The organism is Streptomyces tuirus (assembly GCF_014701095.1).
GTDB lineage: Bacteria > Actinomycetota > Actinomycetes > Streptomycetales > Streptomycetaceae > Streptomyces > Streptomyces tuirus.
Genome location: NZ_AP023439.1, coordinates 6,385,063 through 6,411,223 on the forward strand (window position 1 = coordinate 6,385,063; position 26,161 = coordinate 6,411,223).

Below are 26,161 nucleotides of genomic sequence, written 5' to 3' on the forward strand. Positions count from 1 at the left end.
GAAGGAACGCGATGCTGCCGGGAACGTCCCCGAACGCGACGGTGCTCGACTCCGCCACCCGTGACCGGACCCGCGTCCTGCTGCTGTTCAGCCTCTCCGGACGGCTGCACCCCCGGGACACCGCCCTCGGCGCCCTGGCCGACCGCTACGACTACGGCCGCTTCGCCTCCCACCTGATGACCAGCCAGGACGTGCTGCCCGTCCCGGTGCTGACCGGCTGGGTCCTCCTCAGACGGGTCCGCACCCGCTCCGGCTCGCTGCTGCCCGCGCCCGACGACACCTTCGCCCCCGTCCCGCCTCCCCGCTCGCCCTCCGGGAACCCGCGACCATGACGCCCCACCCCGCCGTCTCCGCCCACCGGGGCGGTTCCGAGCACGCCGGTCCCGCCACCTGGGAGGCCTACGAGGACGCGATCGGGTCCGGCGCGGAGTACGCCGAGTTCGACATCCGCCGTACCGGGGACGGGGTGCTCGTCGTCTACCACGACCCCCGGGTCGGTCCCGCCGGGCCGCCGCTGTCCGTGCTCACGCATGCCGAGCTGTGCGAGCGGGCCGGGTACGCCGTGCCCGTGGTGGACGAGGTCATGGCGCTGATCGCCGGGAAACTCGTGGCCCACCTGGACCTCAAGGAGACCGGCTACGAGCGGGAGGTGGTCGACCGGGCGGTCGCCCTGCTCGGCGCGGACGGGCTGGTCGTGACCACGCTGGAGGACCGTTCCGTCGCCGCCGTCACCCGGGGCTTCCCCGGTGTGCGCACCGCCCTGTCGCTCGGACGCGACCGCAGGGAGCTGGCCCTGGCCCGGCTGCCCGGAACCCGGCTGAGCGAGTTGTTCCCGGCCCGCCGCATCCGGGCCTGCGGGGCGCACGGCGTCGCCGTGCACCAGCGGCTGGCCAGGACGAACGTGCTGCGCGAGGCGACCCGGCACGGCCTGTTCACCATGGTCTGGACCGTCAACGAGGACACCCTCATGCGGGCCTTCCTCGCCCATCCGCGCGTCGACGTGCTCGTCACCGACCGGCCCCGGCGCGCGGTGGCGCTGCGCGGGCCGATCACCCCCTCGCGGCATTGACAAGAGCGCACTCAAGTTTTGTGCTGGAGTGTGGGACGAGTCGTCGCCCTGGCGGAAGGGGACAGCGATGGGACGAGCGGTCGGGATCGACCTCGGAACCACGAACTCGGTGGTCGCCGTGCTGGAAGGCGGCGAGCCCACCGTCATCGCCAACGCGGAGGGGGCCAGGACCACACCCTCGGTCGTGGCGTTCGCCAAGAACGGCGAGGTGCTGGTCGGGGAGGTGGCCAAACGGCAGGCCGTGACCAACGTGGAGCGCACCGCCCGCTCGGTCAAGCGGTACATGGGCGACGCGCACTGGCGCTTCCCCGACGAGGGCGACGTGGACGGCACCCGGTACCGGGCGCAGGAGCTGTCCGCGCGGGTGCTGCAGAAGCTGAAGCGGGACGCGGAGTCCTACCTCGGCGAGGACGTCACGGACGCGGTGATCACCGTGCCCGCCTACTTCGACGACACCCAGCGGCAGGCGACCAAGGAGGCCGGGGAGATCGCGGGCCTGAAGGTCCTGCGGATCATCAACGAGCCGACGGCCGCGGCCCTCGCCTACGGCCTGGACAAGGAGAACGACCAGACGGTCCTCGTCTTCGACCTCGGCGGCGGCACCTTCGACGTGTCCCTGCTGGAGATGGGCGAGGGCGTCATCGAGGTGAAGGCCACCAACGGCGACACCCACCTCGGCGGCGACGACTGGGACCAGCGGATCGTCGAGTACCTGATCAAGCGCTTCAAGGGCCAGAACGGCGTCGACCTCGCGGGCGACAAGATGGCGGTGCAGCGGCTGCGCGAGGGCGCCGAACGGGCCAAGATCGAGCTGTCCAGCTCGACCGAGACGACGATCAACCTGCCCTACATCACGGCCTCCGCCGAAGGGCCCCTGCATCTCGACGAGAAGCTGACCCGGGCCCAGTTCCAGGAGCTCACCGCCGATCTGCTGGACCGCTGCAAGGCGCCCTTCCACCAGGCGGTGAAGGACGCCGGCGTGCAGCTCTCGGCGATCGATCACGTGATCCTCGTCGGCGGCTCCACGCGGATGCCCGCGGTGACGGACCTGGTCAAGGAACTCACCGGCAAGGAACCGCACAAGGGCGTCAACCCCGACGAGGTCGTCGCCGTGGGCGCGGCGCTCCAGGCGGGCGTCATCCGCGGCGACGTGAAGGACGTGCTGCTCCTCGACGTCACCCCGCTGTCCCTGGGCATCGAGACCAAGGGCGGCATCATGACCAAGCTCATCGAGCGCAACACCACCATTCCGACGCGGCGTTCGGAGATCTTCACGACGGCGGCCGACAACCAGCCCTCGGTCGGCATCCAGGTCTACCAGGGCGAACGCGAGATCGCCGCGTACAACAAGAAGCTCGGCGTCTTCGACCTGACCGGGCTGCCGCCCGCGCCGCGCGGTGTGCCGCAGATCGAGGTGGCGTTCGACATCGACGCCAACGGCATCATGCACGTCTCCGCCAAGGACCTGGCGACCGGCCGGGAGCAGAAGATGACCGTCACCGGCGGCTCGGCCCTGCCCAAGGACGACATCGACCGCATGATGCGCGAGGCCGAGCAGTACGCCGACGAGGACCGGGGGCGCCGCGAGGCCGCCGAGACCCGCAATCAGGCCGAGCAACTCGTCTACCAGACCGAGAACTTCCTCCGTGAGAACGGCGACCGGATCCCGGCCGACACGAAGTCCGAGGTCGGCTCGGCCGTCGCCGAGGTGAAGGAGCAGCTGGAACAGCAGGCGGACACCCCCGCTCTTCGCGCCGCCGCCGAGAAACTCGCCTCCGTCAGCCAGAAGATGGGCCAGGCGATGTACGCCCAGGCGGCCCAGCAGCCCCCCGCCGAGGAACCCCACGGCAGCCCCCAGGACGAGGAGGGCGTGGTGGACGCGGAGATCGTGGACGAGGAGAAGGACGAGGACGCCGGGCGGGACGGGAAGAGCGGGCCGGGCCGGGGCTGAGCAGTCCTAGCGGAACGCGGCGATGTGGCGGTGGGCCCAGTCGGCGAAGGTGCGGGGCGCCCGGCCGAGGACCCGCTCGATGTCGGGGCTGATGCGCCGCTCGGCGGGAGTGGGCTCACCCAGGATGGCCAGCGTCGTCTCCGCCACGGGTCCGGGCATGAACCGCAGCAGCTGCGCCCGGGCCTCGTCCCGGGTCTGCTCGACGAAGCGGACCGGTTCGCCGAGCGCCTCCGCCAGCGCCTCGGCGCGCTGCCGGGGCGTGCTCAGGGCGGGCCCGGTCAGCTCGTAGACCTGTCCGGCGTGTCCGTTGTCCCGCAGCGTCGCCGCGGCGACCTCGGCGATGTCGTCCGGGTCGACGGTGGGCAGCCCGACGTCACCGAACGGCGCGGCCACGGTCCGCACGGCGCGGACGGACTCGGCCCAGGCGTAGGCGTTGGAGTCGAAACCGCCGGGGCGCAGGATCACCCAGTCCAGGACCGACCCCCGTACGGCGTCCTCGATGGCCCGTCCGACGCCCCCGTGGGAGGCCGACTCCGGCCGGGTCACGACCCCCTGGGAGGAGAGCAGCACGACACGCCGGACCCCGCCGTCCCGTGCCGCGTCGAGGATCTGCCCGGGGTCCAGCCGATGGGCGTCGGCCCCGCCGTTCTGCAGGAACAGCGCCTCGGCGCCGTCCAGTACGGGGCGGAGGCTTGCGGCGTCGGTGAGGTCCGCCGGGCGGGCCCGGACCCCGTCCGGCAGGTCCGCGTCCGAGACCCTCCGCGAGGTCGCCGTCACCTTCTCCCCGGCCCCGGCGAGGGCCTGGACGAGCGATCGGCCCACGTTCCCGGTCGCACCGGTCACCACGATCATGAGCAACTCCCTTGCTGCGCGGCCTTGTTGCCGATGCCGTGGACGCTAACACCCTGGGTATAGTAGGTACCTAGAGGAAAGTGACTATCCAAAAGGGGTGCGCGCATGGGCACGGAGACGACCAGGGCGGCGTCCGCCGCCACCGTCCCGGAACTCGCCTGCCCGATCAGCGCGGTCGTGGACATCGTGTTCAGCCGGTGGACCACACCGATCCTGTGGACGCTCCACACCCACGGCCGGCAGCGCTTCGTCGAGCTGGAACGACGCATCGGCACCATCACGCCGAAGGTGCTGACCCAGCGCCTCAGGCAACTGGAGCGCGACGGCCTGGTCGTGCGCACCTACCATCCGGAGGTCCCGCCGCGGGTCGAGTACGAGATCAGCGAGCTCGGCCGCAGCCTCGCCCCGCTCTTCGCCCATCTCGCCGACTGGTCGGCCACCCACCTGGACGAGGTCGAACAGGCCCGCCACGCCTACGACAGCGAGAGCTAGGGCCCGGTGGCGACCGGCGGAAGCGTCGCGCACACCGCGTCCAGGACCGTCGCGTACGGCGTCCCGAAGTCGGTGAGCTTCGAGCGGAGCTGGTCCAGGCCGTCCCGGTGCTCCGCCAGCAGCCCGGCGTTGCCGGTGCGGGAGGCGAACTCCAGGACCGCCGGCAGGAAGTCCGGCGGCTCCTCGCCGGTGGTCTCCAGACCGTGCGCGCGGTACAGCTCCTCCGAAGGCGCCGGGGCGGCCTCACGCCAGACGCTCAGGTACAGGCTGTGGTCCTGCCCGGCCTCGAACACCTCGACGTAGTGCGCGGCCAGTTCCATCGGCGGGGTGACGGCCGCGTGGTCGGCGAACTCCCTCAGCTGCGGCGCCGCTTCGCGCAGCAGCGGCAGCCGGGCACGGAAGTCGTCGTCGGGGTACATCAGGCACAGCGCCGCCGCCTGGTACAGCACCTCGAATCCGGGCATCGGACCTCCTTCGCGTGCGCTCCCTTGCCTGCACCGTCATGCCGACGCTAGGGGTGGGCCGGAGAGCACACCTGCCGACGGCGCCCGTACGGGTCAGGACCCGTGCCATGACGTCAGGGCGCGGAGCAGCGGCTCAGTAGCGCTCGCGCCACTCCCGCAGCAGCTCCTCCGTGCGCTGCGCGGAGCCCGCCCGGGCCGTCATGTGGTCCAGCACCTCCAGATGTGCCGAGACCTCCTTGCGGGAGTCCAGGTACAGCGCGCCGGTCAGATACTCGGTGAAGACCATGTCGGGCAGTTCCGGCTCGGCGAAGCGGAACAGCGAGAAGGGGGCGTACGTCCCCGGATGCGGGCCGTCGGCGAACTCGGCGATCTGCAGGGTGACCCGGTCGCGCGCGGCGTACTCCAGCAGCTTGTCCAGCTGGTCGCGCATCACCCGGCCGTCCGCGCTCACCGGGCGGCGCAGCACCGTCTCGTCCATGATGACCCACAGGTGCGGCGGGTTCTGGCGGTCCAGGAGCCGCTGCCGCTCCATGCGCAGCGACACATGCCGGTCCACGGCCTCCGGCCCGGCGTTCGCGATGGTGCCGGACTGCATCACGGCCCGCGCGTACCCCTCCGTCTGCAGCAGCCCCGGCACGAAGTGCGGCTCGTACGACCGGATGATCCGGGCGGCGCCCTCCAGGCTCACGTACAGGCTGAACCACTCCGGCAGCACGTCGTGGTACCGCTGCCACCAGCCCGGCCGGTTCGCCTCCTCGGTGAGGTCGACGAACGCGCTCACCTCGTCCTCCGCCACCCCGTACGCCGTCAGCAGGATCTGCACGTACGGGACCTTCAACGCGACGTCGGCCGTCTCCATCCGCCGGACCGTCGCGGGGGCGACCCGCAGCACCTTCGCGGCCTCGTCCCGGCTGAGGCCCGCCGCCTCGCGCAACTCCTGCAACCGCTTGCCCAGGACCACCTGGCCCACGGTGGGTGCGGCCCGCCGTTCACTCACGCCACGCCTCCCCAACGCGCCCAAGCCTGTGATCAGTCTGTCACGTCCGGTCGGCGGCCTCACAGGGCTCACACCGAGAAGATCCCCGCAAACGGAGGAGCGGGCCGGGCATTACCCCGCGGGTAATCGACCGGACGCCGCCGGAACGGGATCGTGAACGTACCGGTTCCCGGGCCGGCGCACTCCGGCCCGGGACCCGGCTCCAGCCGCCGCACCACGACCCGACGGAGGGTGATTCCCCATGTCCGCGATCCAGCTCGCCGCACTCGCCCGGACCTCCGAGCCGCAGTCGATGCTGCGCCGCTTCCTCGCCCTGGACGCCGTCGTGACCGGCGGCAACGCGCTCGCCTACCTGGCGTTCTCCGGCCCGCTCGGCCGGCTCCTCGGTGCCGACGCCACGCTGCTGCTCGCCCTGGGCGCGTTCCTCGCCCTCTACGCGGCGGGCGTGGGCCTGCTGGCCGCCCGCAGGCAGCCGCCGGCGCTCGGCGTGCGGGCCGTGGTCGAAGCCAACCTCGCCTGGGCGGCGCTGAGCCTCGCGGCCCTGGCGCTGTGGCTCACGCCGAGCACGCCCGGCGCCGTCTGGACCGTGCTCCAGGCCCTGGTCGTGGCCGGATTCGCCGTCCTCCAGCACATGTCCCTGAGGGCCTGTCAGGACATGAGCTCCTGAAGGTACTTGACCGTCGCCGGGTCGGCCGGGAGCAGCGTCTCGATGGCCAGCTCGGCGACCGTCACGTCCATCGGCGTGTTGAACGTGGAGATCGAGGAGATGAACGACAGCGTCCGCCCCTCGTGCTCGATCCGCAGCGGCAGCGCGAAGTACGGCACCGGCTCGGACGGCTCGTCCGCGGGATCCGCTTCGGGCACCGGATACGCCGCCACCTCCTCGTACAGCGCCCGCAGCGGCTCCGAGCGGTGCAGCGCGATCTGCCGCTCCATCTGCTCCAGCAGATGCCCCCGCCAGGCGCGCAGATTGCGGATCCGCGGTGCGAGGCCCTGTGGGTGCAGGGCCAGCCGCATCGCGTTCAGCGGCGGCTCCAGCAGCGACCCGGCGACACCCTCGACCAGCGTCATGATCCCCCGGTTGGCGGCGACCACGTTGTACAGCGCGTCCACCACCAGCGCCGGATACGGCTCGTAGCCGCCGATCAGCCGCTCGATACCCTCACGCAGCGCGCCCAGCGCCGGGTCGTCCAGCGGGGTCTCCGGATAGCGGGGGGCGTAACCGGCCGCCAGCAGCAGCGCGTTGCGCTCCCGCACGGGGACGTCCAGATGCTCGGCCAGCCGCAGCACCATCTCCTCGCTGGGCCGGGAGCGGCCGGTCTCGACGAAGCTGATGTGGCGGGCCGAGGAGTCCGCTCGCAGGGCCAGCTCCAGCTGGCTGACCCGCCGCTGCTCCCGCCAGGCCCGCAGCAGCGGGCCCACGCCCTGCTCGGCGGCGGACGGGTGAGTGGTCATGCCGGGACCGTAGTCGAGAACCGGTCGTCCCGGACAGATACACCCCTCTGACCAGGGCTTCGGCCGCTCCTGTATGGCAGGCTGAGAGAACACCGGGAACACCGCGGCCACGGAAAGGAGCGCAGCCCATGCCCGTCGAACCGCTGTCGCAGAAGGAGGTCGAGGACCGGCTGGCCGAGCTGCCGGGCTGGTCGCTCGACAAGGACCACCTCATCCGCTCCTACCGGCTCGGCTCGCACTTCGCGGCGACGGCGATGGTCGTGCACATCGCCCAGGTCCAGGAGGAACTGAACCACCACTCCGACCTCACGCTCGGCTACAACACCGTCTCCCTGGCCGTGCACACGCACAGCGCGGGCGGCGCCGTCACCGAGAAGGACTTCGAGCTCGCCCGCAGGGTGGAGGACCTCGCCCCCGGGCACGGGGCACACTGACCGGGTGCTCGACTACGACAAGGAAGCGGAGCGGTACGACGCCTCGCGGGGCGGCGAGCCCCGGGCGGCCGCCGCCGCGCAAGCCGTGCTGCGTCTCGTTCCGCCCGGCACGGGCCGTCTGCTCGACGTCGCCTGCGGCACCGGCATCGTGACCCGCCGGCTCGCGGCCGCCCGCGAGGACCTGCGGGTGACCGGCGTCGACCTCGCCGCCGCGATGGCCCGGCAGGCCTCCACCCGGCTCCCCGGCGCCGTCGTGCGCGCCGACAGCCGACAACTGCCGTTCCGGGACGGGCAGTTCGACGCCGTGTGCAGTGTATGGCTGCTGCACCTGGCCGCCGGGCCCGCAGAGGTGCGGAGCATCGTGGGCGAGTGCGCCCGGGTGCTGCGGCCCGGCGGGGTCTACATCACGACGGTCGACAAGGCCGCCTCCCACAACGTCGGCAGTGACATCGATGTCGTCCTGTCCTCCCGGCCGCCCAGCCCGGTCCGGGACGCGGCGGCTGACGTCGAGTCCGCGGCCGCCGCGCACGGCCTGCTGCCGGCCGGGCAGGCCCGCTTCACCGGTCACGGCCAGGGCCGCAGCCCTCGCCGCACCATCGCCGACCTGCGCCGGGGCTGGTTCGTCACCCTGCCGCCCGGCGACCCCCTCGCCGGCGGCTTCGCCACCCGGCTATCCCGCCTCCCCGACCAGGAACGGCCGCGCCCCGACCCGGTGTTCAGCCTCCGCTCGTTCCGGAAGGCCGGGTGAACTCCATGCCCCGGTCGGTCACCGGCGCACCGTGGCATGTGCACGCCGTTCAGCGAGCTGCTGAGCGGCCGGTCGACGTCGGCATCACTGATCCGCTGATCCGCCGGGGTTTCCGGCCCGGCGGATTTTGCGGGACCGGCAACAGCACTGGCCTCTGATCGGTGCGTCTGCGCACCCTGACCGCATCCGAGCGAGAGGCTGACCACCATGGCGCACGACCACAACCACGATCACGTCCACCGGCAGGGCCACGGCCACCGCCACGACCACACCGACATCGACTGGGCGGCCATGGCCCCGATGCTGGAGTCCGAGGCGGAGCTGTTCACGTCGATGTACGACAAGGCCCTGGCGTGGCTGGCGAAGGAGGTGACCGAACCAGGTCTGATCGTCGACGCGGGCAGTGGGCCCGGCGTCGTGTCGTGCCTGTTCGCCGAGACGTTCCCGGGCGCCCGGATCGTGGCCGTGGACGGCTCGGAGCCGCTGCTGGAGCGGGCCCGGGCCCGGGCGCAGCGTCAGGGGGTGGCCGACCGCTTCGGCACGGTCGCCGGGGAACTGCCGGACGTACTCGACGAGTTGGACTATCCGGCCGATCTGCTGTGGGCGAGCCGCACCCTGCACCACCTCGGCGACCAGCGGGCGGGGCTCGCCGCGTTCGCGGCGCGGCTCGCGCCCGGCGGCACCCTGGCCCTCATGGAGGGCGGGCTGCCCGCCCGGTTCCTGCCCCGCGACATCGGCATCGGCCGCCCCGGCCTCCAGGCGCGCATGGACGCGCTGGAGGAGGAGTGGTTCACGCAGATGCGGCAGGACCTCCAGGGCCATGTCGCCGAGCCGGAGAACTGGCCCGCCCTGCTGTCCGCGGCGGGCCTGAAGCACACCCGGACGCACAGCTTCCTGCTGGACCTTCCCGCCCCGGCCCCGGACCGCGCCCGTGCCCATGTCGTCGAGCGCCTGACCCGCTTCCGCGACACCCTCGCGGAGGGCCTCGACCACGACGACCGCGCCACCCTCGACCGCCTCCTCGACCCGGGCGACAAGGCGAGCCTGCATCGCCGCCAGGACGTGTTCGTGCTGGCGGCCCACACCGTGCACACGGCGGTCCGGCCCGCCTAGCTCCGAGGACCTCGACCCCGAAATCCTTCGTCCTCCGTCCCGCCCCGCTGATCCGGGCGTCCACCGTGGGTCAGCCGGTCCGAGACGGCGGAGACGGCAGCGCCCCGGCCCGGGCCCCGTGAAGGGGCTCCGGGCCGGGGCGCTGCCGGTGGTCCGGTCCTGTGAGGGACTCCGGACACCGCCGGTACGGCTCAGGCGCCGTTGAACTCCGCCGGGTCCGGGCCGATGCGGCGGTCCTCGTTCAGGGCGCTGATCGCGGCCAGGTCCTCGTCGTCGAGGCTGAAGTCGAAGACGTCGATGTTCTCCTTGATCCGCGACGGCGTCACGGACTTCGGGATCACCACATTGCCCAGCTGGATGTGCCAGCGCAGCACGACCTGGGCCGGAGTGCGCTCGTGCTTGCGGGCGATGGCGACGATCGCCGGGACCTCCAGCAGGCCCTTGCCCTGGCCGAGCGGCGACCAGGCCTCCGTGGCGATGCCGTGCTCCGCGTGGTACGCGCGGGAGGCGCCCTGCTGCAGGTGCGGGTGCAGCTCGATCTGGTTCACCGCCGGGACGACCGACGTCTCGCCGATCAGCTTCTCCAGGTGCTCGGGCAGGAAGTTGGAGACGCCGATGGCCCGGATCCGGCCGTCGGCGTACAGCTTCTCGAACGCCTTGTAGGTCTCGACGTACAGACCGCGCTCCGGCGTCGGCCAGTGGATGAGGTACAGGTCGACGAAGTCCAGGCCGAGCTTGTCCAGCGAGGTGTCGAAGGCACGCAGCGTGGAGTCGTATTCCTGGTCGGCGTTCCAGAGCTTCGTGGTGACGAAGAGCTCCTCGCGGGGGACGCCGGAGCCGGCGATGGCCTTGCCAGTGCCCTCCTCGTTGCCGTAGATCGCCGCTGTGTCGATGCTGCGGTACCCGGCCTCCAGCGCCGTCGCGACGGCCTTCTCGGCCTCGTCGTCCGGCACCTGCCAGACGCCGAAGCCCAGCTGGGGCATCGCGACGCCGTTGTTCAGGATGATCGGGGGGACCTTGCTCACGAGCTCTCGATCCTTCGGTAAGTGGTCAGGTGTACTGCCCATCGTCAACGATCACGGGCGGTGATGCATTCCTGACGGGAGAATCCGAAGCCACACCTGCCCCGCGAGGCGGACGTCACGCCCGGTAGAGCGCGTCGACCTCGTTCTCGTACGCTTTCTCGATCGCCTTCCGCTTCAGCTTCAGGGACGGGGTCAGCAGCCCGTGCTCCTCGGTGAACGGCTGGGCGAGTATGCGGAAGGTGCGGATCGACTCGGCCTGCGAGACGAGGGTGTTGGCGGCGACCACCGCGCGGCGCACCTCCGTCTCCAGGTCCGGGTCGCGCACCAGCTCCGCGGGGGACATCTGCGGTTTGGCCCGCATGGCCAGCCAGTGCTCCACGGCCTCCTGGTCGAGGGTGACCAGGGCGGCGATGTACGGGCGGTCGTTGCCCACGACGATGCACTGGTTGACCAGCGGATGGTCCCGGACGCGTTCCTCCAGCACACCGGGCGACACACTCTTGCCGCCGGAGGTGACCAGGATCTCCTTCTTGCGGCCGGTGATGGTGAGGAAGCCGTCCTCGTCCAGCGTGCCGAGGTCGCCGGTGGCGAGCCAGCCGTCGTGCAGGGTGGCGTCGGTGGCCTTCTGGTTGTTGAGGTACCCCTGGAAGACGTTGTCGCCGTGCAGCCAGATCTCGCCGTCGTCCGCGATGTGCACGGTCATGCCGGGGATGGGCTGCCCGACCGTGCCGAAGCGGGTGCGGCCGGGCGGGTTGGCGGTGGCGGCGGCCGTGGACTCCGTCAGGCCGTAGCCCTCGTAGATGTGCACGCCCGCCCCGGCGAAGAACAGCCCGAGCCGGCGGTCCATCGCCGAGCCGCCGGACATGGCGTGCTTGATGCGCCCGCCCATCGCGGCGCGGATCTTGGTGTAGACGAGCTTGTCGAACAGCTGGTGCTGCATGCGCAGGCCCGCCGACGGCCCGGGGCCGGTGCCCCAGGCCTTGGCCTCCATCGCGTCCGCGTACCTGATGGCGACGTCGACGGCCTTCTCGAAGGGGCCGGAGCGGCCCTCCTTCTCGGCCTTGCGGCGGGCCGCGTTGAACACCTTCTCGAAGATGTACGGCACGGCCAGGAAGAACGTCGGCTTGAACGCCGCCAGGTCCGGCAGCAGGGCCGCCGCGTTCAGCTGCGGCTGATGGCCGAACTTCACCTTGCCCCGGATGCCGGCGACCTGGACCATGCGCCCGAAGACGTGCGCGAGCGGCAGGAACAGCAGGGTCGCCGCCTCGTCGCCGCGCTTGGAGTGGAACACCGGCTCCCAGCGCTCGATGACGGTGTCCGCCTCGTACATGAAGTTGCCGTGCGAGATGACGCAGCCCTTGGGGCGGCCGGTGGTGCCCGAGGTGTAGATGATCGTGGCGACCGAGTCGGGGGTGACGGCCTGCCGGTGGCGGTGCACCACCTCGTCGTCGAGGTGCGCGCCCGCGTCGTACAGCTCGTGCACGGCCCCGGAGTCCAGCTGCCACAGGCGGCGCAGCTGGGGGAGCCGGTCGATGACGGTGGCGATCGTCATGGCGTGGTCCTCGTGCTCCACGACCGCGGCCGTCACCTCGGCGTCGAAGAGCATCCAGAAGCACTGCTCGGCCGAGGACGTCGGGTAGACCGGCACGACCTGGGCGCCGATCGTCCACAGCGCGTAGTCGAAGAGGGTCCACTCGTAGCGGGTGCGCGACATGATCGCGACCCGGTCGCCGAACCGGATGCCACTCGCCAGCAGGCCCTTGGCCAGGGCGAGCACCTCGTCGCGGAACTCGGCGGCGGTGACATCCCGCCACTGGCCCGCGTCGTCCTTGCGGCCCAGCGCGATGTGCAGCGGGTCCTCCTGGGCATGCTCGAAGACCACGTCGGCCAGACCGCCCACCGGAGGTGCCGACGCCAACGGAGGGTTGGTGAACTCGCGCAAACCCCGCTCCCCGCTCCTCAGCGCTCCTGTCGAGTGACGCCCCGCACAGCGCCGTGAAAGCTACCCCAACCGGCCAGGGGACGGGAGGGGGTACGAAGACGAGCAGCCCTCTCGTATGCGCTGGTCAGCCAGGGAAAAAGCGCTCACATGGGGAAGGGTCGGACACAATCCTGACGGTTGAGTAAGTTTCGGTGCCGTAATCTCCACCGAATCTGTACGACTCACGGCGTGACGCGACGCGCCGTCGAACGGGGTCTCTTCTGTCAGCGGGACGGCGGCGGATTCTGTCACTCCGCTTGGTCAGAGCCCCTTGCGCTCGCTGTGGTGCAGACGGTCCCCACCTGCCAGGATCGCCGCCGCCAGGGCGTCCGCGGCGCCCTGCGCCGAGGGCCGGCGCCGGCCGTGGACGAGAACGAAGTCGACCTGCCCCAGCTCCGGCAGCCCCGCCCGGTCCGGGACCCGCACCAGTCCGGGCGGGATGAGACCCCGGGAGTGGGCCATCACCCCGAGACCGGCCCGGGCCGCCGCGACCAGACCGTTGAGGCTCCCGCTGGTGCACACCACGCGCCAGTCCCGGCCCTGCCGCTCCAGGGCCTCCAGGGCGAGCGCGCGGGTGATGCCCGGCGGCGGGTAGACGATCAGCGGCACCGGGCGGTCCGGGTCGAGCCGGAGGCGCTCCGCCCCGATCCACACCAGCCGGTCGTGCCGGACCAGCTCGCCCCGCGTGTCCTCGGGGCGCCGCTTGGCCAGGACGAGGTCCAGCTTCCCGGCGGCCAGCTGCTCGTGCAGCGTGCCCGACAGCTCGACCGTCAGCTCCAGGTCGACCTCCGGGTGCTCGTGCCGGAAGCCCTCCAGGATCTCCGGCAGCCGGGTCAGCACGAAGTCCTCCGAGGCGCCGAAGCGCAGCCGGCCGCGCAACCGGGTGCCCGTGAAGAACGCCGCCGCCTGCTCGTGCACCTCCAGGATCCGGCGCGCGAAGCCGAGCATGGCCTCGCCGTCCTCCGTCAGCTCCACGGAGTGCGTGTCCCGGGTGAACAGCGTGCGCCCGGCGGCGTCCTCCAGTCGCCGCACGTGCTGGCTGACCGTCGACTGCCGCAGTCCGAGCCGCCGTGCGGCCTGCGTGAAGCTCAGCGTCTGCGCCACCGACAGGAACGTGCGCAACTGGGACGTGTCGTACATGGGTGCCAGGTTATCGCGATACGTGATGATAGTGAGAGCCGTATACGGGATTCCCGATCGCCGGAGCGGGGAGCAGGATGGAAGGGGGCCGCTGCGGCCCCGGACCGACCGAAGTACCAAGCAAGTGGAGCACCGTGAAACGCCTGCACTGGCCGAGCTGGATGCCGATCGACCCCTACATCGTGCTGCTCCTCGGGACGGTGGGTCTCGCCGCACTGTTCCCGGCACGCGGGTCGGCCGCGGATGTCGCCTCCGGTGCCTCCACGGCGGCGGTCGCCCTCCTGTTCTTCCTGTACGGCGCCCGGCTGTCCACCCGTGAGGCGCTCGACGGGCTGCGGCACTGGCGGCTCCACATCACGGTCCTGGCCTGCACCTTCCTCGTCTTCCCGCTGCTCGGGCTCGCGGCCCGCGGCCTGGTGCCGGTGGTCCTGACGCACCCGCTCTACCAGGGCCTGCTCTTCCTCACGCTCGTCCCCTCGACCGTGCAGTCGTCGATCGCCTTCACCTCGATGGCCCGCGGCAACGTGCCCGCCGCGATCTGCGCGGGCTCCTTCTCCTCCCTCGTCGGCATCGTCGCCACCCCGTTGCTCGCGGCCTCACTGCTCGGCGGCAACGGGGGCGGGTTCTCCGCCGGCTCGCTGCTGAAGATCGTGCTGCAACTGCTGGTGCCGTTCCTCGCCGGGCAGCTGCTGCGCCGCTGGATCGGAGACTTCGTCACCCGGCACAGGAAGGTCCTCGCCCTGGTGGACCGCGGCTCGATCCTGCTCGTCGTCTACACCGCGTTCAGCGCGGGCATGGTGCAGGGCATCTGGCACCAGGTCAGCCCCGCCCGGCTCGGCGGCCTGGTCGTCGTCGAGGCCGTGATCCTCGCGGTGATGCTGCTGCTGACCTGGTACGGCGGCAAGGCGCTGCGCTTCGGCCGGGCGGACCGCATCGCGATCCAGTTCGCCGGCTCGAAGAAGTCCCTGGCCGCCGGGCTGCCCATGGCGAGCGTCCTGTTCGGCGCGCAGGCGGCACTCGCCGTGCTGCCGCTGATGCTCTTCCACCAGATGCAGCTGATCGTGTGCGCGGTGATCGCCAAGCGGCGCGGCCGGGAAGCGGCGGCGGAGGTCACCGCGCGGCAGCCAGTCGCAACGACACGAACCGTGGTCGGTACAGGGACACGTTCCGGCTGAGCCGGTCGGCGGCGCCGGTGGTGTCCAGCCAGTTGACGTCGTAGCTCAGCACGAGCCGCCCCTCTCCGCTCAGCACCGGATGCGCCTGCGGGTTGTAGGCGGCGACCTGTCCCTCGGGCAGCGGCGGGCTGAACTCCTTCGCCGGACCGTGCCACGGCCCGGCGGGCGAGCAGGCCCAGTAGGAGGCGATGGTGGTCAGCCCCTTCGGACCGGCGGCCATCGTGAACAGCACATATGTGCCGCCCTCCCGGACGACCGAGAACGCGCTGCCCACGCCCTTGCGCCGCCCGTCCCCCAGCACGGGCCGGGGGCGGGCGCCGGGCACCCACGCCGAACCGCTCCAGTACTGCCAGGCCGACGGATCGCCGAGCGCGCCCTCCGGCACGCGGGCCGCGTACGCGTGCGAGGCGGGCCGGGAGGCGGCCCGGCCGTCGTCGCCGCCGAACACATAGGTCCAGCCGTCCTCCTCGATCAGCGTCGTACCGAACAGCACCCGCCGGGACGGGTCCGGGACCAGCTGCTGGCCGAGCACCTCGGCGATCGACTCCAGGCGCAGGTCCGGCAGTGACAGCGTGGCGACCTCGGTGGCGGTGGGCACGCCGTAGATCCAGGGGGCCTGTCCTGCCGTGCGCACCCACAGCAGCACCCGGACGACCTGCTCCGGGGAGCCGGGGGAGCGGGGTTCGACGCGGGCGGCGACCGGCCAGCGCCACCGGCCCGGGGCCGGGTCGGCGAACAGCGGGGCGGGCAGGGTGGTGTCGAGCCGGCCGTCGCGCATCAGCACCGCCGAGTTGCGCACCAGCGGCGTGCCGGCGTCCCGCCAGGCGTAGGACTCGCCGTGCGGGTTGGGCGGGCCGTACACCCGGCCCAGATAGGTGTCCGAGAACAGCCACAGCACCCGGCCGTCCGGCAGCCGCACCGAGTGGGTGCCGTCCCCGCCGGTCCAGTCGTCCGTGCGGCCCGCGTCGTCGCCGTAGCGGGCGAACTCCGCGGTGAGGCCGTCGTCCGCCTTCCAGGAACCGACGGTGCGGGCCTGACAGACGTCGTCGTCCGGACCTTCGTCGCCCGGCAGGGCGATGAGCAGGGCGGCGCCGAGGACCAGGACCAGCAGCAGGCCGATCCCGGTTCCCGTGCGCTGTCGTGCTCGTACTGCTCCTGAGTCGTCGGGCACGTTCCGTGACGTTAGTTGCTGCCGCTCACCCGGTCCATGGGGAGCCACAGCACCGTGCCCCGGGGCGCCGCGCCCGAGGCGCCGGAGGCCAACTCCTCGTCGCTCAGGGCCCGTTTCCACACCCGGACGTCGTCGATCGCCCCGGTGAGGAAGGCCCGGCTGTCCATGCGCTGGCCGATGTGCACCCCGAACGGGGAGTTGCGGCTGACCGAGCCCGGCACGTCCGCGGTGCCGATCGCCTCGCCGTCGAGGAAGAGCGTCAACTGCCCTCCGCCGCGGCGCAGGGCCAGATGGTGCCAGCGGCCGTCGTTGTGGGCTCCGTCGGTCGACACCGAGGCGGACCTGACGGTCGTCGCGCCCGAACGGGTGGTGATCAGACCCCGGATCCGGTTGCTCGCCGGTTCTCCCCGCAGCCAGATCTGCGGCTGGGTGGTGCCGATGCCGCCCATCCACAGGAAGGGCTGCTCGCCGCTCGTGGCCGTGTAGCGGACGTGCAGCGAGGCCGTGAAGTCCCCTTCCCCGAGCGGGAGCCGGGACCGGTAGGGCAGCCGTACGGCGTCGTCGGTGCCGTCGAAGGCCAGCGCGCCGCCGCGGACACCGGCCGTGCGCCGGGCACCGCCGAGCACCGCCGCGGGTCTGGCGCCCGCCGCCGCGTCGCGTGTGGTCGGGTCGGCGCCCCGGCGCGGCTTCAGCCAGTCCTCGGTGAAGCGGGCGAAGCGGATCTCGTCGCGCGCGTCGACCGCGCCGCCCTCGTACAGCAGGCCCACCGTGCTGCCGTCGAGGGCCGCCATGTCGGAGTAGCCGGACCAGTCCGTGGTGACGACCGTGCCCCGGTCCACGCTCTCCCAGGTGCGCCCGCCGTCGTAGGAGGAACGGACCATCATCGTGCGGCGGCGGTCGGGGTCGGCCGGAGCGGACAGCAGCATCCGGTCGCCGAGGCGCAGGGTCGCGCCCTGGACCTGCGGGGTGTACAGGCCGGGCAGGTCACGGAACGGGCCGGCGAAGCTGTCGCCGCCGTCCGTGCTGACGGTCTGGGAACGGTGGCCCAGGTCGGTGCCGTCCTGCTCCCGGCCGCTGACGAGCAGGGCGCCGTCGGCGCGTTCGGTGAGCGTCACCTCGGACGGCTTCTGCCGGAACACGCCGTCCTGCCCTATGGGCCAGGTGTCCGTGGCGCCGACGCGCCAGGAGTCACCGCCGTCGTCGCTGACGACCAACGCGGCATGGTTGGCGGAGACCCGGCTGCCGTTCCACGTCTCGGTGTTGACGCCGATCACCAGCCGACCGGCGTGCTTGCCGCGGGTCAGCTGGATGCCGTGCACGGGACCGGTCGCGTACCAGGAGTTCCAGTGCTCGGGCAGGATCTCGTCGCTCAGATCGCGCGGCTTGGACCAGGTGCGGCCGTCGTCGTCGCTGTACTGCAGGTGCGGGGTGCGGTCGCAGGGGACGGTGCAGTTGCCGGCGTCCGTGCGGCCGGTGTTGTACGTCTCGGCCAGCACGATCCGGCCGGTTTCGCGGTCCACGACGGGAGCCGGGTTGCCGTGGGTGTCGCCCGCACCCTCGGTGACGACCTGGAGCGGCCCCCAGGTGCGGCCGCCGTCGGTGGAACGCTTGACGACGATGTCGATGTCGGCCGCGTCACCGCAGTTGAGGACGCGCCCCTCGGCGAACGCCAGCAGCGCGCCGCTGGTGGTGCGCACGATCGCCGGGATCCGGAAGCAGGCGTAGCCCGGGTCCTGCGAGGCCTTGAAGAGCACCTGCTGGTCGAACTCGGCTGATTTCGAGGTGGGTTGGCCGTACGCAACCGGGGCGGTGGGCGCGAGCAGCGTCCCGGCGGCGACGGCGGCTGTCAGGGTGCATCTCAGACGTGCGCGAAGACTTGACGGCATGGTGCGACCTGCCCTTCATGCGTCTGTCGGCCGGACCACCGGGGCATGGGAGAAGACATCCGGTCATCCGGACATTCCACGTCCAATGGGTAGGCCACAGACGGTACTTGGGTTCTCAGACCCCCCACAAGAAGCGTGCGTCAGGGGATCAGGACGACCTTGCCCAGGTTGGAGCGCCCCTCGATCTCCCCGTGCGCCTTGGCCGCGTCCTCCAGGGCGAACTCCCCGTGCACGACCGGCCTGAGCTCTCCCGCGGCGAACAACCGCCACAGTTCCTCGCGCCACCCCTCGTACACCTCGGGCTTGCCGCGGGCGATACGGGCCATCTGGAAGCCGATCACCGACTTGGCCCCCACGAGCAGGTCGTATGCCTGGATGGTGCCGCCGCCCGAGCTGTACGCCACCAGCCGCCCTTCCGGGACGAGCGCGTGCAGGGCCGGAGTGAGCAGCTCGCCGCCGACCGCGTCCAGGACGTAGTCGACCGGGGTGCCCCAGCCGGTGTCGCCGTATGTGATGACGTGGTCGGCGCCGAGGCCCCGGACGAAGTCGGCCTTGGACGGGTCGGAGACGGCTCCCACGACCCGGCCGGCGCCGCGCGTCCTGGCCAGTTGCAGGGCCAGGTGGCCGACGCCGCTCGCGGCCGCGGTGACCAGGGCCGCCTCGCCCGGCTCGGGGCGGGCCGCCTCCAATGCGCCGAGGGCGACCAGTCCGCTGCGGACCAGGGCGACCGCGTCGACGGCGCTCGCGTCCGCCGGAACCGGGGAGGCCATGGCCTCGTGCAGCAGCGCGAAGTCGGCGTAGCCGTGGCCGAAGCAGAGCCCGGTCACCCGGTCGCCGGTACCGAAGTCCGAGACGCCCTCTCCGACGGCCATGACCTCGCCGGCGATCTCGCCGCCGAGCGGGACGGGCTCGTCCGCCTCGGTGACCTTGCGGACGACCGGGAGCGTCACGCCGACGGCTTCCGTGCGCACGAGGAGCTCTCCGGGGCCGGGCCGGGGGAGTGGCGCCTCCTCGACGAACAGGGGGCCGCCTCGGGATTCGTAGCGGACGCGGCGCATCGCACCTCCGGGGTCGTTGGTGGTCCCCATGACTTCATTGGGAAGCCCAACGGTATAGGAGGATCATAGGGAGAACCAACGTTTGTGTGGTTAGGCTGCGCCCATGTCGGAAGCCCCCCTCCCCTCGATCCGCTCCCTGCCCAGCTGGCTGCTCGGCCGCGCCGCCGCCCGCGGCCGGGCCCTGGTGGCCGAGGCGCTGGCCGGGGAGGACATGCGGATGTGGCACCACGTGGTGCTGTCCGCCGTCCGCGACCTCGCACCGGTCGCCCAGGCCGACCTCGGCCGCGGGGTCCGGCTGGACCCCAAGGACCTGGTCGGCGTGCTCAACGACCTCCAGTCGGCCGGGTTGGTGGTCCGCGAACCCGACCCGAAGGACCGCCGCAAGAACGCGGTGTCCCTCACCGGGCGGGGAGCGCGGCTGCTGAAGCGCTGCGAGAAGGCGGCCCGCGCCGCCAACGACGAACTGCTCGCACCGCTGTCCGCGGCCGAGCGCGAGCAGTTCATGGCGATGCTGCACCGGATATCCGCCACGGCCGACTAGACCCGCCCCGGCCAGGCCGGGACGGGCCCCGGTGCCTCGCCGGGCAGGCCGAGACGGGGCCCCTGCGGCGCAGGGGGCGCTCCCCGCCGGTCGGGGCCCCGCCGCCGTGTCGCGGAAAGGACCTGCTCAGCCCTGGGCGGCCGCGGCCCGCACAGCGATCCGGTCCTCACCCGCGTACACGTTCATGGAACTGCCCCGCAGGAAGCCCACCAGCGTCAGACCCGCCTCGGCGGCCAGGTCCACCGCCAGCGAGGACGGGGCCGACACCGCCGCCAGCACCGGGATGCCCGCCATCACGGCCTTCTGCGCCAGCTCGAAGGAGGCCCGGCCCGAGACGAGCAGGACCGTCCGCGACAGCGGCAGCTCCCCGTTCTGCAGGGCCCGGCCGACCAGCTTGTCGACCGCGTTGTGCCGGCCCACGTCCTCCCGGACGTCCAGCAGCTCGCCCTCTTCCGAGAACAGGGCCGCCGCGTGCAGGCCCCCGGTCCGGTCGAAGACCCGCTGGGCCGCGCGCAGCCGGTCGGGGAGGCCCGCGAGCAGCTCGGGGGAGACCCGGACCGGGGGAGTGTCGGCGATGGGCCACCGGGCCGTGGTGCGCACCGCGTCCAGTGACGCCTTGCCGCACAGCCCGCAGGAGGACGTGGTGTAGACGTTGCGCTCCAGCGTGATGTCGGGGATCTCCACGCCCGGCGCCGTCTTCACGTCCACCACGTTGTACGTGTTCGAGCCGTCGGCCGTCGCCCCGGCGCAGTAGACGATGTTCTGCAGATCCTGCTGCCCGGCCAGCACCCCCTCGCTCACCAGGAACCCCGCGGCCAGCGCGAAGTCGTCCCCAGGGGTGCGCATGGTGATCGCCAGGGGTTTGCCGTTGAGCCGGATCTCCATCGGCTCCTCGGCGACGAGCGTGTCCGGGCGGCTGGAGACCACCCCGTCCCGGATGCGGATCACCTTGCGTCGTTCCGTGACTCGTCCCATGTCCAGTTCAGTCCCGGTTCTGTACGTGCTGGTAGCCGAAGCGGCCCTTGATGCAGAGGTTGCCGTGGGTCACCGGATTGTCGTGCGGAGAGGTGACCTTCACGATCTCATTGTCCTGTACGTGCAGCGTCAGGTTGCAGCCCACTCCGCAGTACGCGCACACCGTGGTCGTCTCCGTCTGCCGCGCCTCGTCCCAGGTACCCGCCGCGCGCATGTCGAACTCGGACTTGAACGACAGCGCGCCCGTGGGGCACACCTCGATGCAGTTCCCGCAGTACACGCACGCCGAGTCGGTCAGCGGCGCGTCGTGCTCCACGGCGATCCGGGCGTCGAAACCGCGCCCGGCGACCGAGATCGCGAAGGAGTTCTGCCACTGGTCGCCACAGGCGTCGACGCACTTGTAGCAGAGGATGCATTTGTCGTAATCCCTGACATACAGGTCGTTGTCGACCCTCGGTTCCTCGTTCAGCCGCGCGGCGTCCGGGCCGAAGCGGTCGGGTTTCGCCTCGTACTCCTTGAGCCACCCGGCGACCTTCGGGGTCGTCGACAGGTCGACCGAGGACGCGAGCAGTTCCAGGACGACCTTGCGGCTGTGCCGGGCGCGCTCGGTGTCCGTGCGGACCTCCATGCCCGGCTCGGCCTTGCGGGAGCAGGCCGGGACGAGGGTCCTCGCCCCCTCGACCTCGACGACGCAGACCCGGCAGGCGTTCTTGGGACGCAGGGTGTCGCCCTCGCACAGGGTCGGGATGTCCTTCCCGGCCGCCCGGCAGGCGTCCAGGATGGTCGAGCCCTCGGGGACCCGGGCCTCCTCGCCGTCGAGCGTGAACTCCAGCATGCGGCGCGGGATCCCCAGCGGTGTGACGGTCATTCGTACGCCCCCAGACGGTCGATGGCGGATTCCACGGCGTTCCACGCGGTCTGCCCCAGACCGCAGATCGAGGCGTCCCGCATGGCGCGGCCGACCTCCCGCAGCAGCGCGATGTCCCCGGCGGCGTCGGCGCCCGTGCGCTCCACGATCCGGTGCAGTGCCTCCTCCTGCCGCACCGTCCCGACCCGGCAGGGCACGCACTGCCCGCACGACTCGTCGCGGAAGAACTCCGCGATGCGCAGCAGCAGCCGGGGCAGGGGCACACTGTCGTCGAAGGCCATGACGACCCCCGAGCCGAGCGTCGTGCCCGCCTCCCTCGTGCCTTCGAAGGTGAGCGGCACATCCAGCTCGTCAGCCCGCACGAAACCGCCGGCCGCCCCGCCGAGCAGCACCGCCCGCAGCCCCTCGCGCACCCCGGCCAGGGTGAGCACCTCGCCCAGCGTCGCGCCGAACGGCACCTCGTAGACACCGGGCCGCTCCACACTCCCGGACACGCAGAACAGCTTCGGCCCGGTGGAGCGCCCGGTGCCGATGGCCGCGTACGCCGGGGCGCCCATGGTCAGGACCGGCAGGACGTTGACCAGCGTCTCGACGTTGTTCTCGACGGTCGGCTTGCCGAACAGGCCCTTCTCCACCGGGAACGGGGGCTTGGAGCGGGGCTCGCCCCGGTAGCCCTCGATGGAGTTGAACAGGGCCGTCTCCTCACCGCAGATGTAGGCGCCCGCGCCCCGCCGGATCTCGATGTCGAACGCGTAGCCCTGCCCGAGGACGTCGTCGCCGAGCAGTCCGCGCGCACGGGCCTGCGTGATCGCGTGCTCCAGCAGGCGCAGGGCGCGCGGGTACTCGCCGCGCAGATACAGGTAGCCCTTGTGGGCGCCGGTCGCGTACCCGGCGATCGTCATCGCCTCGACCAGCGCGTACGGGTCGCCCTCCATCAGCACCCGGTCCTTGAAGGTGCCCGGCTCCGACTCGTCGGCGTTGCAGACGAGGTAGTGCGGACGGTCGGGCTGCGACGCCGTGGCCTGCCATTTGCGGCCGGTGGGGAAGGCGGCGCCGCCGCGCCCGACCAGGCCCGAGTCGGTCACCTCGCGGATGACGCCGGCGGGACCCAGCTCGAAGGCTCTGCGCAGGGCGGTGTAGCCGCCGTGGGCGCGGTAGTCGTCGAGGGACGACGGGTCGACCACGCCGACGCGGTGCAGCAGCGTCAGCCCGTCCTGCCCCGCCTGGGGCACCGCCAGCGCGGCCGGCGGCTCCTCGGGCGCGGAACCGGGCGAGGACGCGGCGAGCACGGCCGCCTCGACGGTCGCCGGCGCCGAGACCGCCGTGCGGACGGGATCCCCGGCCCTGACCGCCAGCGCGGCCGGGGCGCGTTCGCACAGACCCAGGCACGGGCTGCGCTCGACGCTCACCCCGCTGCCGGGGCCCAGCCGCGCCTCGATCCCGGCGCACAGCTGCGGCGCCCCGGCCGCCGCGCACGCCAGGTCCGTGCACACATGGAGCACGGTCGCCGGACGCGGCTTGACAGAGAACATGGCGTAGAAGGTGGCGACCCCGTAGGCCTCCGCCGGCGGCACCGTCAGCCGCCGGCACAGGTAGTCGAGGGCACCCTCGCTGATCCAGCCGATCCGGTCGTTGACGGCGTGCAGCCCCGGCAGCAGCAGGTCGCGGCGGTCCCGGGCCTCGCGTCCGCCACGCGCCCACCTCAGATCGGCGGCGCGCATCTCATCGCGGGCGGCGCCCTCCCAGGACGACTCGGGGGGCCCGAGCAGGGCGTCGACGGCCGCCCGCTCCTCGTCCGTCGGCTTGCTGTCACCGAAGTGCAGGTCCACTTGCGTCACCCCACGATGGTCGCGATGGGCAGTTTCTCGATCCGGATCGCCGACGCCTTGAACTCCGCCGTCCCCGCGATCGGGCAGTTCGCCTCGATCGTCAGCGCGTTGGTGTCCACCTCGTCCGGGAAGTGCATGGTCATGAAGGCGAGCCCGGGCCGCAGCGCGGGGTCCACCCACACGGGCGCGGTCACCGACCCGCGCCGCGAGGTCACCTGGACGTGCTCGCCGACCACGACCCCGTAGCGCTCGGCGTCCTCCGGGCTCAGCTCGATGAACTCGCCGCGCCTGAGCGGCGAGGCGTAACCGCCGCTCTGCACCCCGGTGTTGTACGAGTCGAGCCGCCGCCCGGTGGTGAGCCGGATCGGGTACCGCTCGTCGGTGAGGTCCACCGGCGGGTCGTGCTGCACGATCCCGAACGGCGCGAGCCGCCCGCGCCGCGCGGGGTCGGTCTCCCACAACCGCCCGTGCAGATACGTCGGCTCGAGATCGTCCGTACTCGGGCAGGGCCACTGGATGCCCTGGTGCTCCTCCAGGCGCTCGTACGTCATGCCGTAGTGGTCGGGCGAGACGGACCTGAGCTCGTTCCACACGGTCTCGGCGTCGGCGTACTTCCAGTCGTGCCCGAGCCGGGCCGCGAGGTCGCAGATGATGTCGATGTCCTCGCGGGCCTCGCCGGGCGGGGTGACGGCCTTGCGGACGCGCTGGACCCGCCGCTCGCTGTTGGTGGTCGTGCCCTCCGTCTCCGCCCAGCCGGCGGTCGCCGGCAGCACGACGTCCGCGAGCTGGGCCGTCTTCGTGAGGAAGATGTCCTGCACCACCAGGAAGTCCAGGCCCTTCAGCCGCCGCACGGCCTGCTCGGTGTCCGCCTCGGACTGCGCCGGGTTCTCGCCGATGCAGTAGACGGCCCGGAGCGTGCCGTCCTCCATGGCCTCGAACATCTCCGTGAGGTTCAGGCCGTAGTGCGGCTGGATGACGGTGTCCCAGGCCGCCTCGAACTTCAGGCGGGTGTCCGGGTCGAGGATGTCCTGGAAGCCGGGCAGCCGGTTGGGGATCGCGCCCATGTCGCCGCCGCCCTGCACGTTGTTCTGCCCGCGCAGCGGCTGCAGGCCCGAGGCGTAGCGGCCGACGTGCCCGGTGAGCAGCGAGAGGTTGATCAGGGCGCGGACGTTGTCGGTGCCGTTGTGGTGCTCGGTGATGCCGAGGGTCCAGCACAGCTGGGCCCGCTCGGCACGGGCGTAGGCGTGCGCCAGCTCCCGGACGGCCGCCGCCGGTACGCCCGTCACCTTCTCGGCGAGCGACAGCGTCCACGGCTCGACCAGGGCCTTGTACTCCTCGAAGCCGCTGGTCGCCCGCTCGATGAACGTCTCGTTCGCCAGCCCCGCGTGAATGATCTCGCGGCCGATCGCGTGCGCCATCGGGATGTCCGTGCCGACGTTGAGCCCCATCCAGCTCTCCGCCCACTCGGCGGTCGACGTCCGGCGCGGATCGACCGCGTACATCCGGGCGCCGTTCCTGATCCCCTTCAGCACGTGCTGGAAGAAGATCGGGTGTGCGAACCGGGCGTTGGAGCCCCACATCACGATGACGTCGGTGTGCTCGATCTCCTCGTACGACGACGTCCCGCCGCCCGAGCCGAACGCCGCCGACAGGCCCGCCACGCTCGGGGCGTGGCAGGTGCGGTTGCAGGAGTCGACGTTGTTGGTGCCCATGACGACCCGGGCGAACTTCTGCGCCACGTAGTTCATCTCGTTGGTGGCGCGGGCGCAGCTGAACAGGCCGAAGGCGTCACGGTTGCGCCCGAGGCCCAGGGCGGCCCGGTCCAGGGCCTCCTCCCAGGTGGCCTGCCGGAACGGCTCGTCGCGGGAGTCCCTGACGAGCGGGTGGGTGAGCCGGGTGTAGGTCGTGGGGGTCCGGTCGCGTTTCCTCATGCGGCGCTCCTCAGCGCGAGCAGGTCCGAGATGGCGTGCACGGTGCGCAGAGTGGGCACCTCCACGCCGGTGATCTCCGCCAGTTCGACGACCGCCGCGAGCAGCACGTCGAGTTCGAGCGGCTTGCCGCGCTCCAGGTCCTGGAGCGTGGACGTGCGGTGGTCCCCGACCCGCTCGGCACCCGCGAGCCGGCGCTCGATGGAGACACCGACCTCGCAGCCGAGGGCCTCGGCGACCGCCAGCGTCTCGGTCATCATGATCTCGATGACCTTGCGGGTGCCGCCGTGCAGGCACATCTGCCGCATGGTCGCGCGGGCCAGGGCGCTGATCGGGTTGAAGGAGATGTTGCCGAGCAGCTTGACCCAGATGTCGCCGCGCAGGTCCGGTTCGACCGGGCACTTCAGCCCGCCCGCCTGCATGGCCTCACTGAACGCGAGACAGCGCGCGGAGCGGCTGCGGTCCGGCTCACCGATGGAGAACCGCGTGCCCTCCAAGTGCCGTACGACGCCCGGTCCTTCGAGTTCGGTCGCCGCGTAGACGACACAGCCGACGGCCCGTTCGGGCGCGAGCACCGCACTGACCGCGCCGTCCGGGTCGACACTCTCGACACGATGGCCGTCGTACGGGCCGCCGTGCCGGTGGAAGTACCACCAGGGGATGCCGTTCTGGGCCGCGACGACCGAGGTCGTCTCGTGCAGCAAGGGCGCGATCAGCGGCCCGCACGCCGCGTACGCGTTGGCCTTCAGGCCCAGGAAGACATGGTCGACCGGGCCGACTTCGGCCGGGTCGTCGGTGGCGTGGGGGTGCGCGGTGAAGTCACCGCGTGGGCTGCGCACCCGGACTCCGTGCTGCCTCATGGCCGCCAGATGCGGTCCACGGGCGATGAGATGCACCTCGGCGCCCGCGCGGTGGAGCGCGGCGCCGACGTAGGCGCCGATGGCACCGGCGCCGAGAACTGCGACTTTCACGGGAACACTCCGTTCGGTTTGAGGGATACCGCGGAGGT

At 72.0% G+C, this 26,161-nt stretch carries 25 protein-coding genes; 10 read left to right on the forward strand and 15 right to left on the reverse strand.

Annotated elements, in window-relative coordinates; all coding sequences use genetic code 11:
• The first annotated feature begins 11 nt into the window (after window positions 1-11).
• From IGS69_RS34810 to dnaK, 3 genes are all read left to right on the forward strand, one after another.
• Window positions 12-332, forward strand: coding sequence for a hypothetical protein (locus IGS69_RS34810; RefSeq protein WP_232543669.1), 321 nt, complete (start codon window positions 12-14; stop codon window positions 330-332).
• The gene (locus IGS69_RS29035; RefSeq protein WP_190903432.1) at window positions 329-1,069 is read left to right on the forward strand and encodes a glycerophosphodiester phosphodiesterase family protein; all 741 of its coding nucleotides are present in this window, start codon (window positions 329-331) and stop codon (window positions 1,067-1,069) included. Before IGS69_RS34810 ends, IGS69_RS29035 begins: the two co-directional genes overlap by 4 nt.
• 67 nt (window positions 1,070-1,136) lie before the next feature.
• Window positions 1,137-3,020 (forward strand): molecular chaperone DnaK, encoded by a 1,884-nt coding sequence (gene dnaK, locus IGS69_RS29040; protein WP_190903433.1) that lies wholly within the window; start codon window positions 1,137-1,139, stop codon window positions 3,018-3,020.
• Between the two features lie 6 nt (window positions 3,021-3,026).
• Here the strand turns inward: dnaK and IGS69_RS29045 are convergent, their stop codons facing one another.
• Entirely contained in the window at window positions 3,027-3,872 is an 846-nt protein-coding gene (locus IGS69_RS29045; RefSeq protein ID WP_190903434.1) for an NAD(P)H-binding protein, read from the reverse strand.
• 105 nt (window positions 3,873-3,977) lie between these two features.
• Between IGS69_RS29045 and IGS69_RS29050 the strand changes: the two genes are divergently transcribed.
• Complete coding sequence (locus tag IGS69_RS29050) at window positions 3,978-4,364, forward strand: winged helix-turn-helix transcriptional regulator (RefSeq protein WP_190903435.1); 387 nt, start codon at window positions 3,978-3,980, stop codon at window positions 4,362-4,364.
• Here IGS69_RS29050 and IGS69_RS29055 read toward each other — a convergent pair.
• Both IGS69_RS29055 and IGS69_RS29060 read right to left on the reverse strand, forming a co-directional pair.
• Window positions 4,361-4,828 (reverse strand): nitrate reductase molybdenum cofactor assembly chaperone, encoded by a 468-nt coding sequence (locus tag IGS69_RS29055; protein ID WP_190903436.1) that lies wholly within the window; start codon window positions 4,826-4,828, stop codon window positions 4,361-4,363. The genes IGS69_RS29050 and IGS69_RS29055 overlap by 4 nt on opposite strands.
• Before the next feature lie 133 nt (window positions 4,829-4,961).
• Window positions 4,962-5,825: a helix-turn-helix domain-containing protein gene (locus IGS69_RS29060; protein ID WP_190903437.1), complete on the reverse strand. Its 864-nt coding sequence runs from the start codon at window positions 5,823-5,825 to the stop codon at window positions 4,962-4,964.
• Window positions 5,826-6,066: 241 nt separating this feature from the next.
• On the opposite strand from IGS69_RS29060, the gene IGS69_RS29065 reads away from it, so the two are divergent.
• A complete protein-coding gene (locus tag IGS69_RS29065) occupies window positions 6,067-6,492 on the forward strand; it encodes a hypothetical protein (protein WP_190903438.1) in 426 nt (141 codons plus the stop codon).
• Here IGS69_RS29065 and IGS69_RS29070 read toward each other — a convergent pair.
• Complete coding sequence (locus IGS69_RS29070; RefSeq protein ID WP_190903439.1) at window positions 6,474-7,280, reverse strand: helix-turn-helix domain-containing protein; 807 nt, start codon at window positions 7,278-7,280, stop codon at window positions 6,474-6,476. The two genes, IGS69_RS29065 and IGS69_RS29070, sit on opposite strands and share 19 nt — an antisense overlap.
• 128 nt (window positions 7,281-7,408) lie before the next feature.
• Between IGS69_RS29070 and IGS69_RS29075 the strand changes: the two genes are divergently transcribed.
• From IGS69_RS29075 to IGS69_RS29085, 3 genes are all read left to right on the forward strand, one after another.
• Window positions 7,409-7,714, forward strand: coding sequence for a 4a-hydroxytetrahydrobiopterin dehydratase (locus IGS69_RS29075; protein ID WP_031106506.1), 306 nt, complete (start codon window positions 7,409-7,411; stop codon window positions 7,712-7,714).
• Between the two features lie 4 nt (window positions 7,715-7,718).
• Window positions 7,719-8,462: a class I SAM-dependent methyltransferase gene (locus IGS69_RS29080; RefSeq protein ID WP_190903440.1), complete on the forward strand. Its 744-nt coding sequence runs from the start codon at window positions 7,719-7,721 to the stop codon at window positions 8,460-8,462.
• 207 nt (window positions 8,463-8,669) lie between these two features.
• Window positions 8,670-9,575 carry a class I SAM-dependent methyltransferase gene (locus IGS69_RS29085; protein ID WP_190903441.1) on the forward strand — a complete coding sequence of 302 codons (906 nt, stop codon included), beginning with the start codon at window positions 8,670-8,672 and terminating at the stop codon, window positions 9,573-9,575.
• Between the two features lie 191 nt (window positions 9,576-9,766).
• On the opposite strand, the gene IGS69_RS29090 is transcribed toward IGS69_RS29085, so the two are convergent.
• The 3 genes from IGS69_RS29090 to IGS69_RS29100 form a co-directional block, all read right to left on the reverse strand.
• Entirely contained in the window at window positions 9,767-10,558 is a 792-nt protein-coding gene (locus IGS69_RS29090; protein ID WP_232543809.1) for an aldo/keto reductase, read from the reverse strand.
• A gap of 157 nt (window positions 10,559-10,715) precedes the next feature.
• The gene (locus IGS69_RS29095) at window positions 10,716-12,542 is read right to left on the reverse strand and encodes an AMP-dependent synthetase/ligase (protein WP_190903443.1); all 1,827 of its coding nucleotides are present in this window, start codon (window positions 12,540-12,542) and stop codon (window positions 10,716-10,718) included.
• Between the two features lie 300 nt (window positions 12,543-12,842).
• A complete protein-coding gene (locus tag IGS69_RS29100; RefSeq protein ID WP_190903444.1) occupies window positions 12,843-13,721 on the reverse strand; it encodes a LysR substrate-binding domain-containing protein in 879 nt (292 codons plus the stop codon).
• 161 nt (window positions 13,722-13,882) lie between these two features.
• Between IGS69_RS29100 and IGS69_RS29105 the strand changes: the two genes are divergently transcribed.
• The gene (locus IGS69_RS29105; protein ID WP_190904685.1) at window positions 13,883-14,896 is read left to right on the forward strand and encodes a bile acid:sodium symporter family protein; all 1,014 of its coding nucleotides are present in this window, start codon (window positions 13,883-13,885) and stop codon (window positions 14,894-14,896) included.
• On the opposite strand, the gene IGS69_RS29110 is transcribed toward IGS69_RS29105, so the two are convergent.
• The 3 genes from IGS69_RS29110 to IGS69_RS29120 all read right to left on the reverse strand — a co-directional run bounded on the left by IGS69_RS29110 (window position 14,832) and on the right by IGS69_RS29120 (window position 19,011).
• Window positions 14,832-16,067, reverse strand: a complete 1,236-nt coding sequence (locus IGS69_RS29110; protein ID WP_190903445.1) for a DUF4185 domain-containing protein — start codon at window positions 16,065-16,067, stop codon at window positions 14,832-14,834. The genes IGS69_RS29105 and IGS69_RS29110 overlap by 65 nt on opposite strands.
• 11 nt (window positions 16,068-16,078) lie before the next feature.
• Complete coding sequence (locus tag IGS69_RS29115) at window positions 16,079-17,953, reverse strand: sialidase family protein (RefSeq protein ID WP_190903446.1); 1,875 nt, start codon at window positions 17,951-17,953, stop codon at window positions 16,079-16,081.
• Between the two features lie 140 nt (window positions 17,954-18,093).
• On the reverse strand, window positions 18,094-19,011 hold the full coding sequence (locus IGS69_RS29120) for a quinone oxidoreductase family protein (protein WP_190904686.1): 918 nt from the start codon (window positions 19,009-19,011) through the stop codon (window positions 18,094-18,096).
• A 103-nt stretch (window positions 19,012-19,114) separates the two neighbouring features.
• Between IGS69_RS29120 and IGS69_RS29125 the strand changes: the two genes are divergently transcribed.
• Window positions 19,115-19,552, forward strand: a complete 438-nt coding sequence (locus IGS69_RS29125; RefSeq protein ID WP_190903447.1) for a MarR family winged helix-turn-helix transcriptional regulator — start codon at window positions 19,115-19,117, stop codon at window positions 19,550-19,552.
• Between the two features lie 126 nt (window positions 19,553-19,678).
• On the opposite strand, the gene fdhD is transcribed toward IGS69_RS29125, so the two are convergent.
• From fdhD to IGS69_RS29150, 5 genes are read right to left on the reverse strand one after another with little or no spacing between them, the layout of a single operon-like run.
• Window positions 19,679-20,527, reverse strand: coding sequence for a formate dehydrogenase accessory sulfurtransferase FdhD (fdhD, locus tag IGS69_RS29130; protein ID WP_190903448.1), 849 nt, complete (start codon window positions 20,525-20,527; stop codon window positions 19,679-19,681).
• Window positions 20,528-20,534: 7 nt separating this feature from the next.
• Window positions 20,535-21,395, reverse strand: coding sequence for a 2Fe-2S iron-sulfur cluster-binding protein (locus tag IGS69_RS29135; RefSeq protein ID WP_190903449.1), 861 nt, complete (start codon window positions 21,393-21,395; stop codon window positions 20,535-20,537).
• Window positions 21,392-23,224 carry an NAD(P)H-dependent oxidoreductase subunit E gene (locus IGS69_RS29140; protein WP_190904687.1) on the reverse strand — a complete coding sequence of 611 codons (1,833 nt, stop codon included), beginning with the start codon at window positions 23,222-23,224 and terminating at the stop codon, window positions 21,392-21,394. Before IGS69_RS29140 ends, IGS69_RS29135 begins: the two co-directional genes overlap by 4 nt.
• Before the next feature lie 5 nt (window positions 23,225-23,229).
• On the reverse strand, window positions 23,230-25,155 hold the full coding sequence (locus IGS69_RS29145) for a molybdopterin oxidoreductase family protein (protein WP_190903450.1): 1,926 nt from the start codon (window positions 25,153-25,155) through the stop codon (window positions 23,230-23,232).
• Entirely contained in the window at window positions 25,152-26,123 is a 972-nt protein-coding gene (locus IGS69_RS29150; RefSeq protein ID WP_190903451.1) for a 2-dehydropantoate 2-reductase, read from the reverse strand. The genes IGS69_RS29145 and IGS69_RS29150 overlap by 4 nt, the downstream gene beginning before the upstream one ends.
• Window positions 26,124-26,161: the final 38 nt, after the last annotated feature.

Excerpts from the sequence above, each read along its gene's own strand:
- IGS69_RS34810 (WP_232543669.1), top strand. The coding sequence starts at position 12 with ATGCTGCCGGGAACGTCCCCGAACGCGACGGTGCTCGACTCCGCCACC.
- IGS69_RS29035 (WP_190903432.1), top strand. The coding sequence starts at position 329 with ATGACGCCCCACCCCGCCGTCTCCGCCCACCGGGGCGGTTCCGAGCAC.
- dnaK (WP_190903433.1), top strand. The coding sequence starts at position 1,137 with ATGGGACGAGCGGTCGGGATCGACCTCGGAACCACGAACTCGGTGGTC.
- IGS69_RS29045 (WP_190903434.1), bottom strand. The coding sequence starts at position 3,872 with ATGATCGTGGTGACCGGTGCGACCGGGAACGTGGGCCGATCGCTCGTC.
- IGS69_RS29050 (WP_190903435.1), top strand. The coding sequence starts at position 3,978 with ATGGGCACGGAGACGACCAGGGCGGCGTCCGCCGCCACCGTCCCGGAA.
- IGS69_RS29055 (WP_190903436.1), bottom strand. The coding sequence starts at position 4,828 with ATGCCCGGATTCGAGGTGCTGTACCAGGCGGCGGCGCTGTGCCTGATG.
- IGS69_RS29065 (WP_190903438.1), top strand. The coding sequence starts at position 6,067 with ATGTCCGCGATCCAGCTCGCCGCACTCGCCCGGACCTCCGAGCCGCAG.
- IGS69_RS29070 (WP_190903439.1), bottom strand. The coding sequence starts at position 7,280 with ATGACCACTCACCCGTCCGCCGCCGAGCAGGGCGTGGGCCCGCTGCTG.
- IGS69_RS29075 (WP_031106506.1), top strand. The coding sequence starts at position 7,409 with ATGCCCGTCGAACCGCTGTCGCAGAAGGAGGTCGAGGACCGGCTGGCC.
- IGS69_RS29085 (WP_190903441.1), top strand. The coding sequence starts at position 8,670 with ATGGCGCACGACCACAACCACGATCACGTCCACCGGCAGGGCCACGGC.
- IGS69_RS29090 (WP_232543809.1), bottom strand. The coding sequence starts at position 10,558 with ATGCCCCAGCTGGGCTTCGGCGTCTGGCAGGTGCCGGACGACGAGGCC.
- IGS69_RS29100 (WP_190903444.1), bottom strand. The coding sequence starts at position 13,721 with ATGTACGACACGTCCCAGTTGCGCACGTTCCTGTCGGTGGCGCAGACG.
- IGS69_RS29105 (WP_190904685.1), top strand. The coding sequence starts at position 13,883 with ATGCCGATCGACCCCTACATCGTGCTGCTCCTCGGGACGGTGGGTCTC.
- IGS69_RS29115 (WP_190903446.1), bottom strand. The coding sequence starts at position 17,953 with ATGCCGTCAAGTCTTCGCGCACGTCTGAGATGCACCCTGACAGCCGCC.
- IGS69_RS29120 (WP_190904686.1), bottom strand. The coding sequence starts at position 19,011 with ATGCGCCGCGTCCGCTACGAATCCCGAGGCGGCCCCCTGTTCGTCGAG.
- IGS69_RS29125 (WP_190903447.1), top strand. The coding sequence starts at position 19,115 with ATGTCGGAAGCCCCCCTCCCCTCGATCCGCTCCCTGCCCAGCTGGCTG.
- fdhD (WP_190903448.1), bottom strand. The coding sequence starts at position 20,527 with ATGGGACGAGTCACGGAACGACGCAAGGTGATCCGCATCCGGGACGGG.
- IGS69_RS29135 (WP_190903449.1), bottom strand. The coding sequence starts at position 21,395 with ATGACCGTCACACCGCTGGGGATCCCGCGCCGCATGCTGGAGTTCACG.
- IGS69_RS29145 (WP_190903450.1), bottom strand. The coding sequence starts at position 25,155 with ATGAGGAAACGCGACCGGACCCCCACGACCTACACCCGGCTCACCCAC.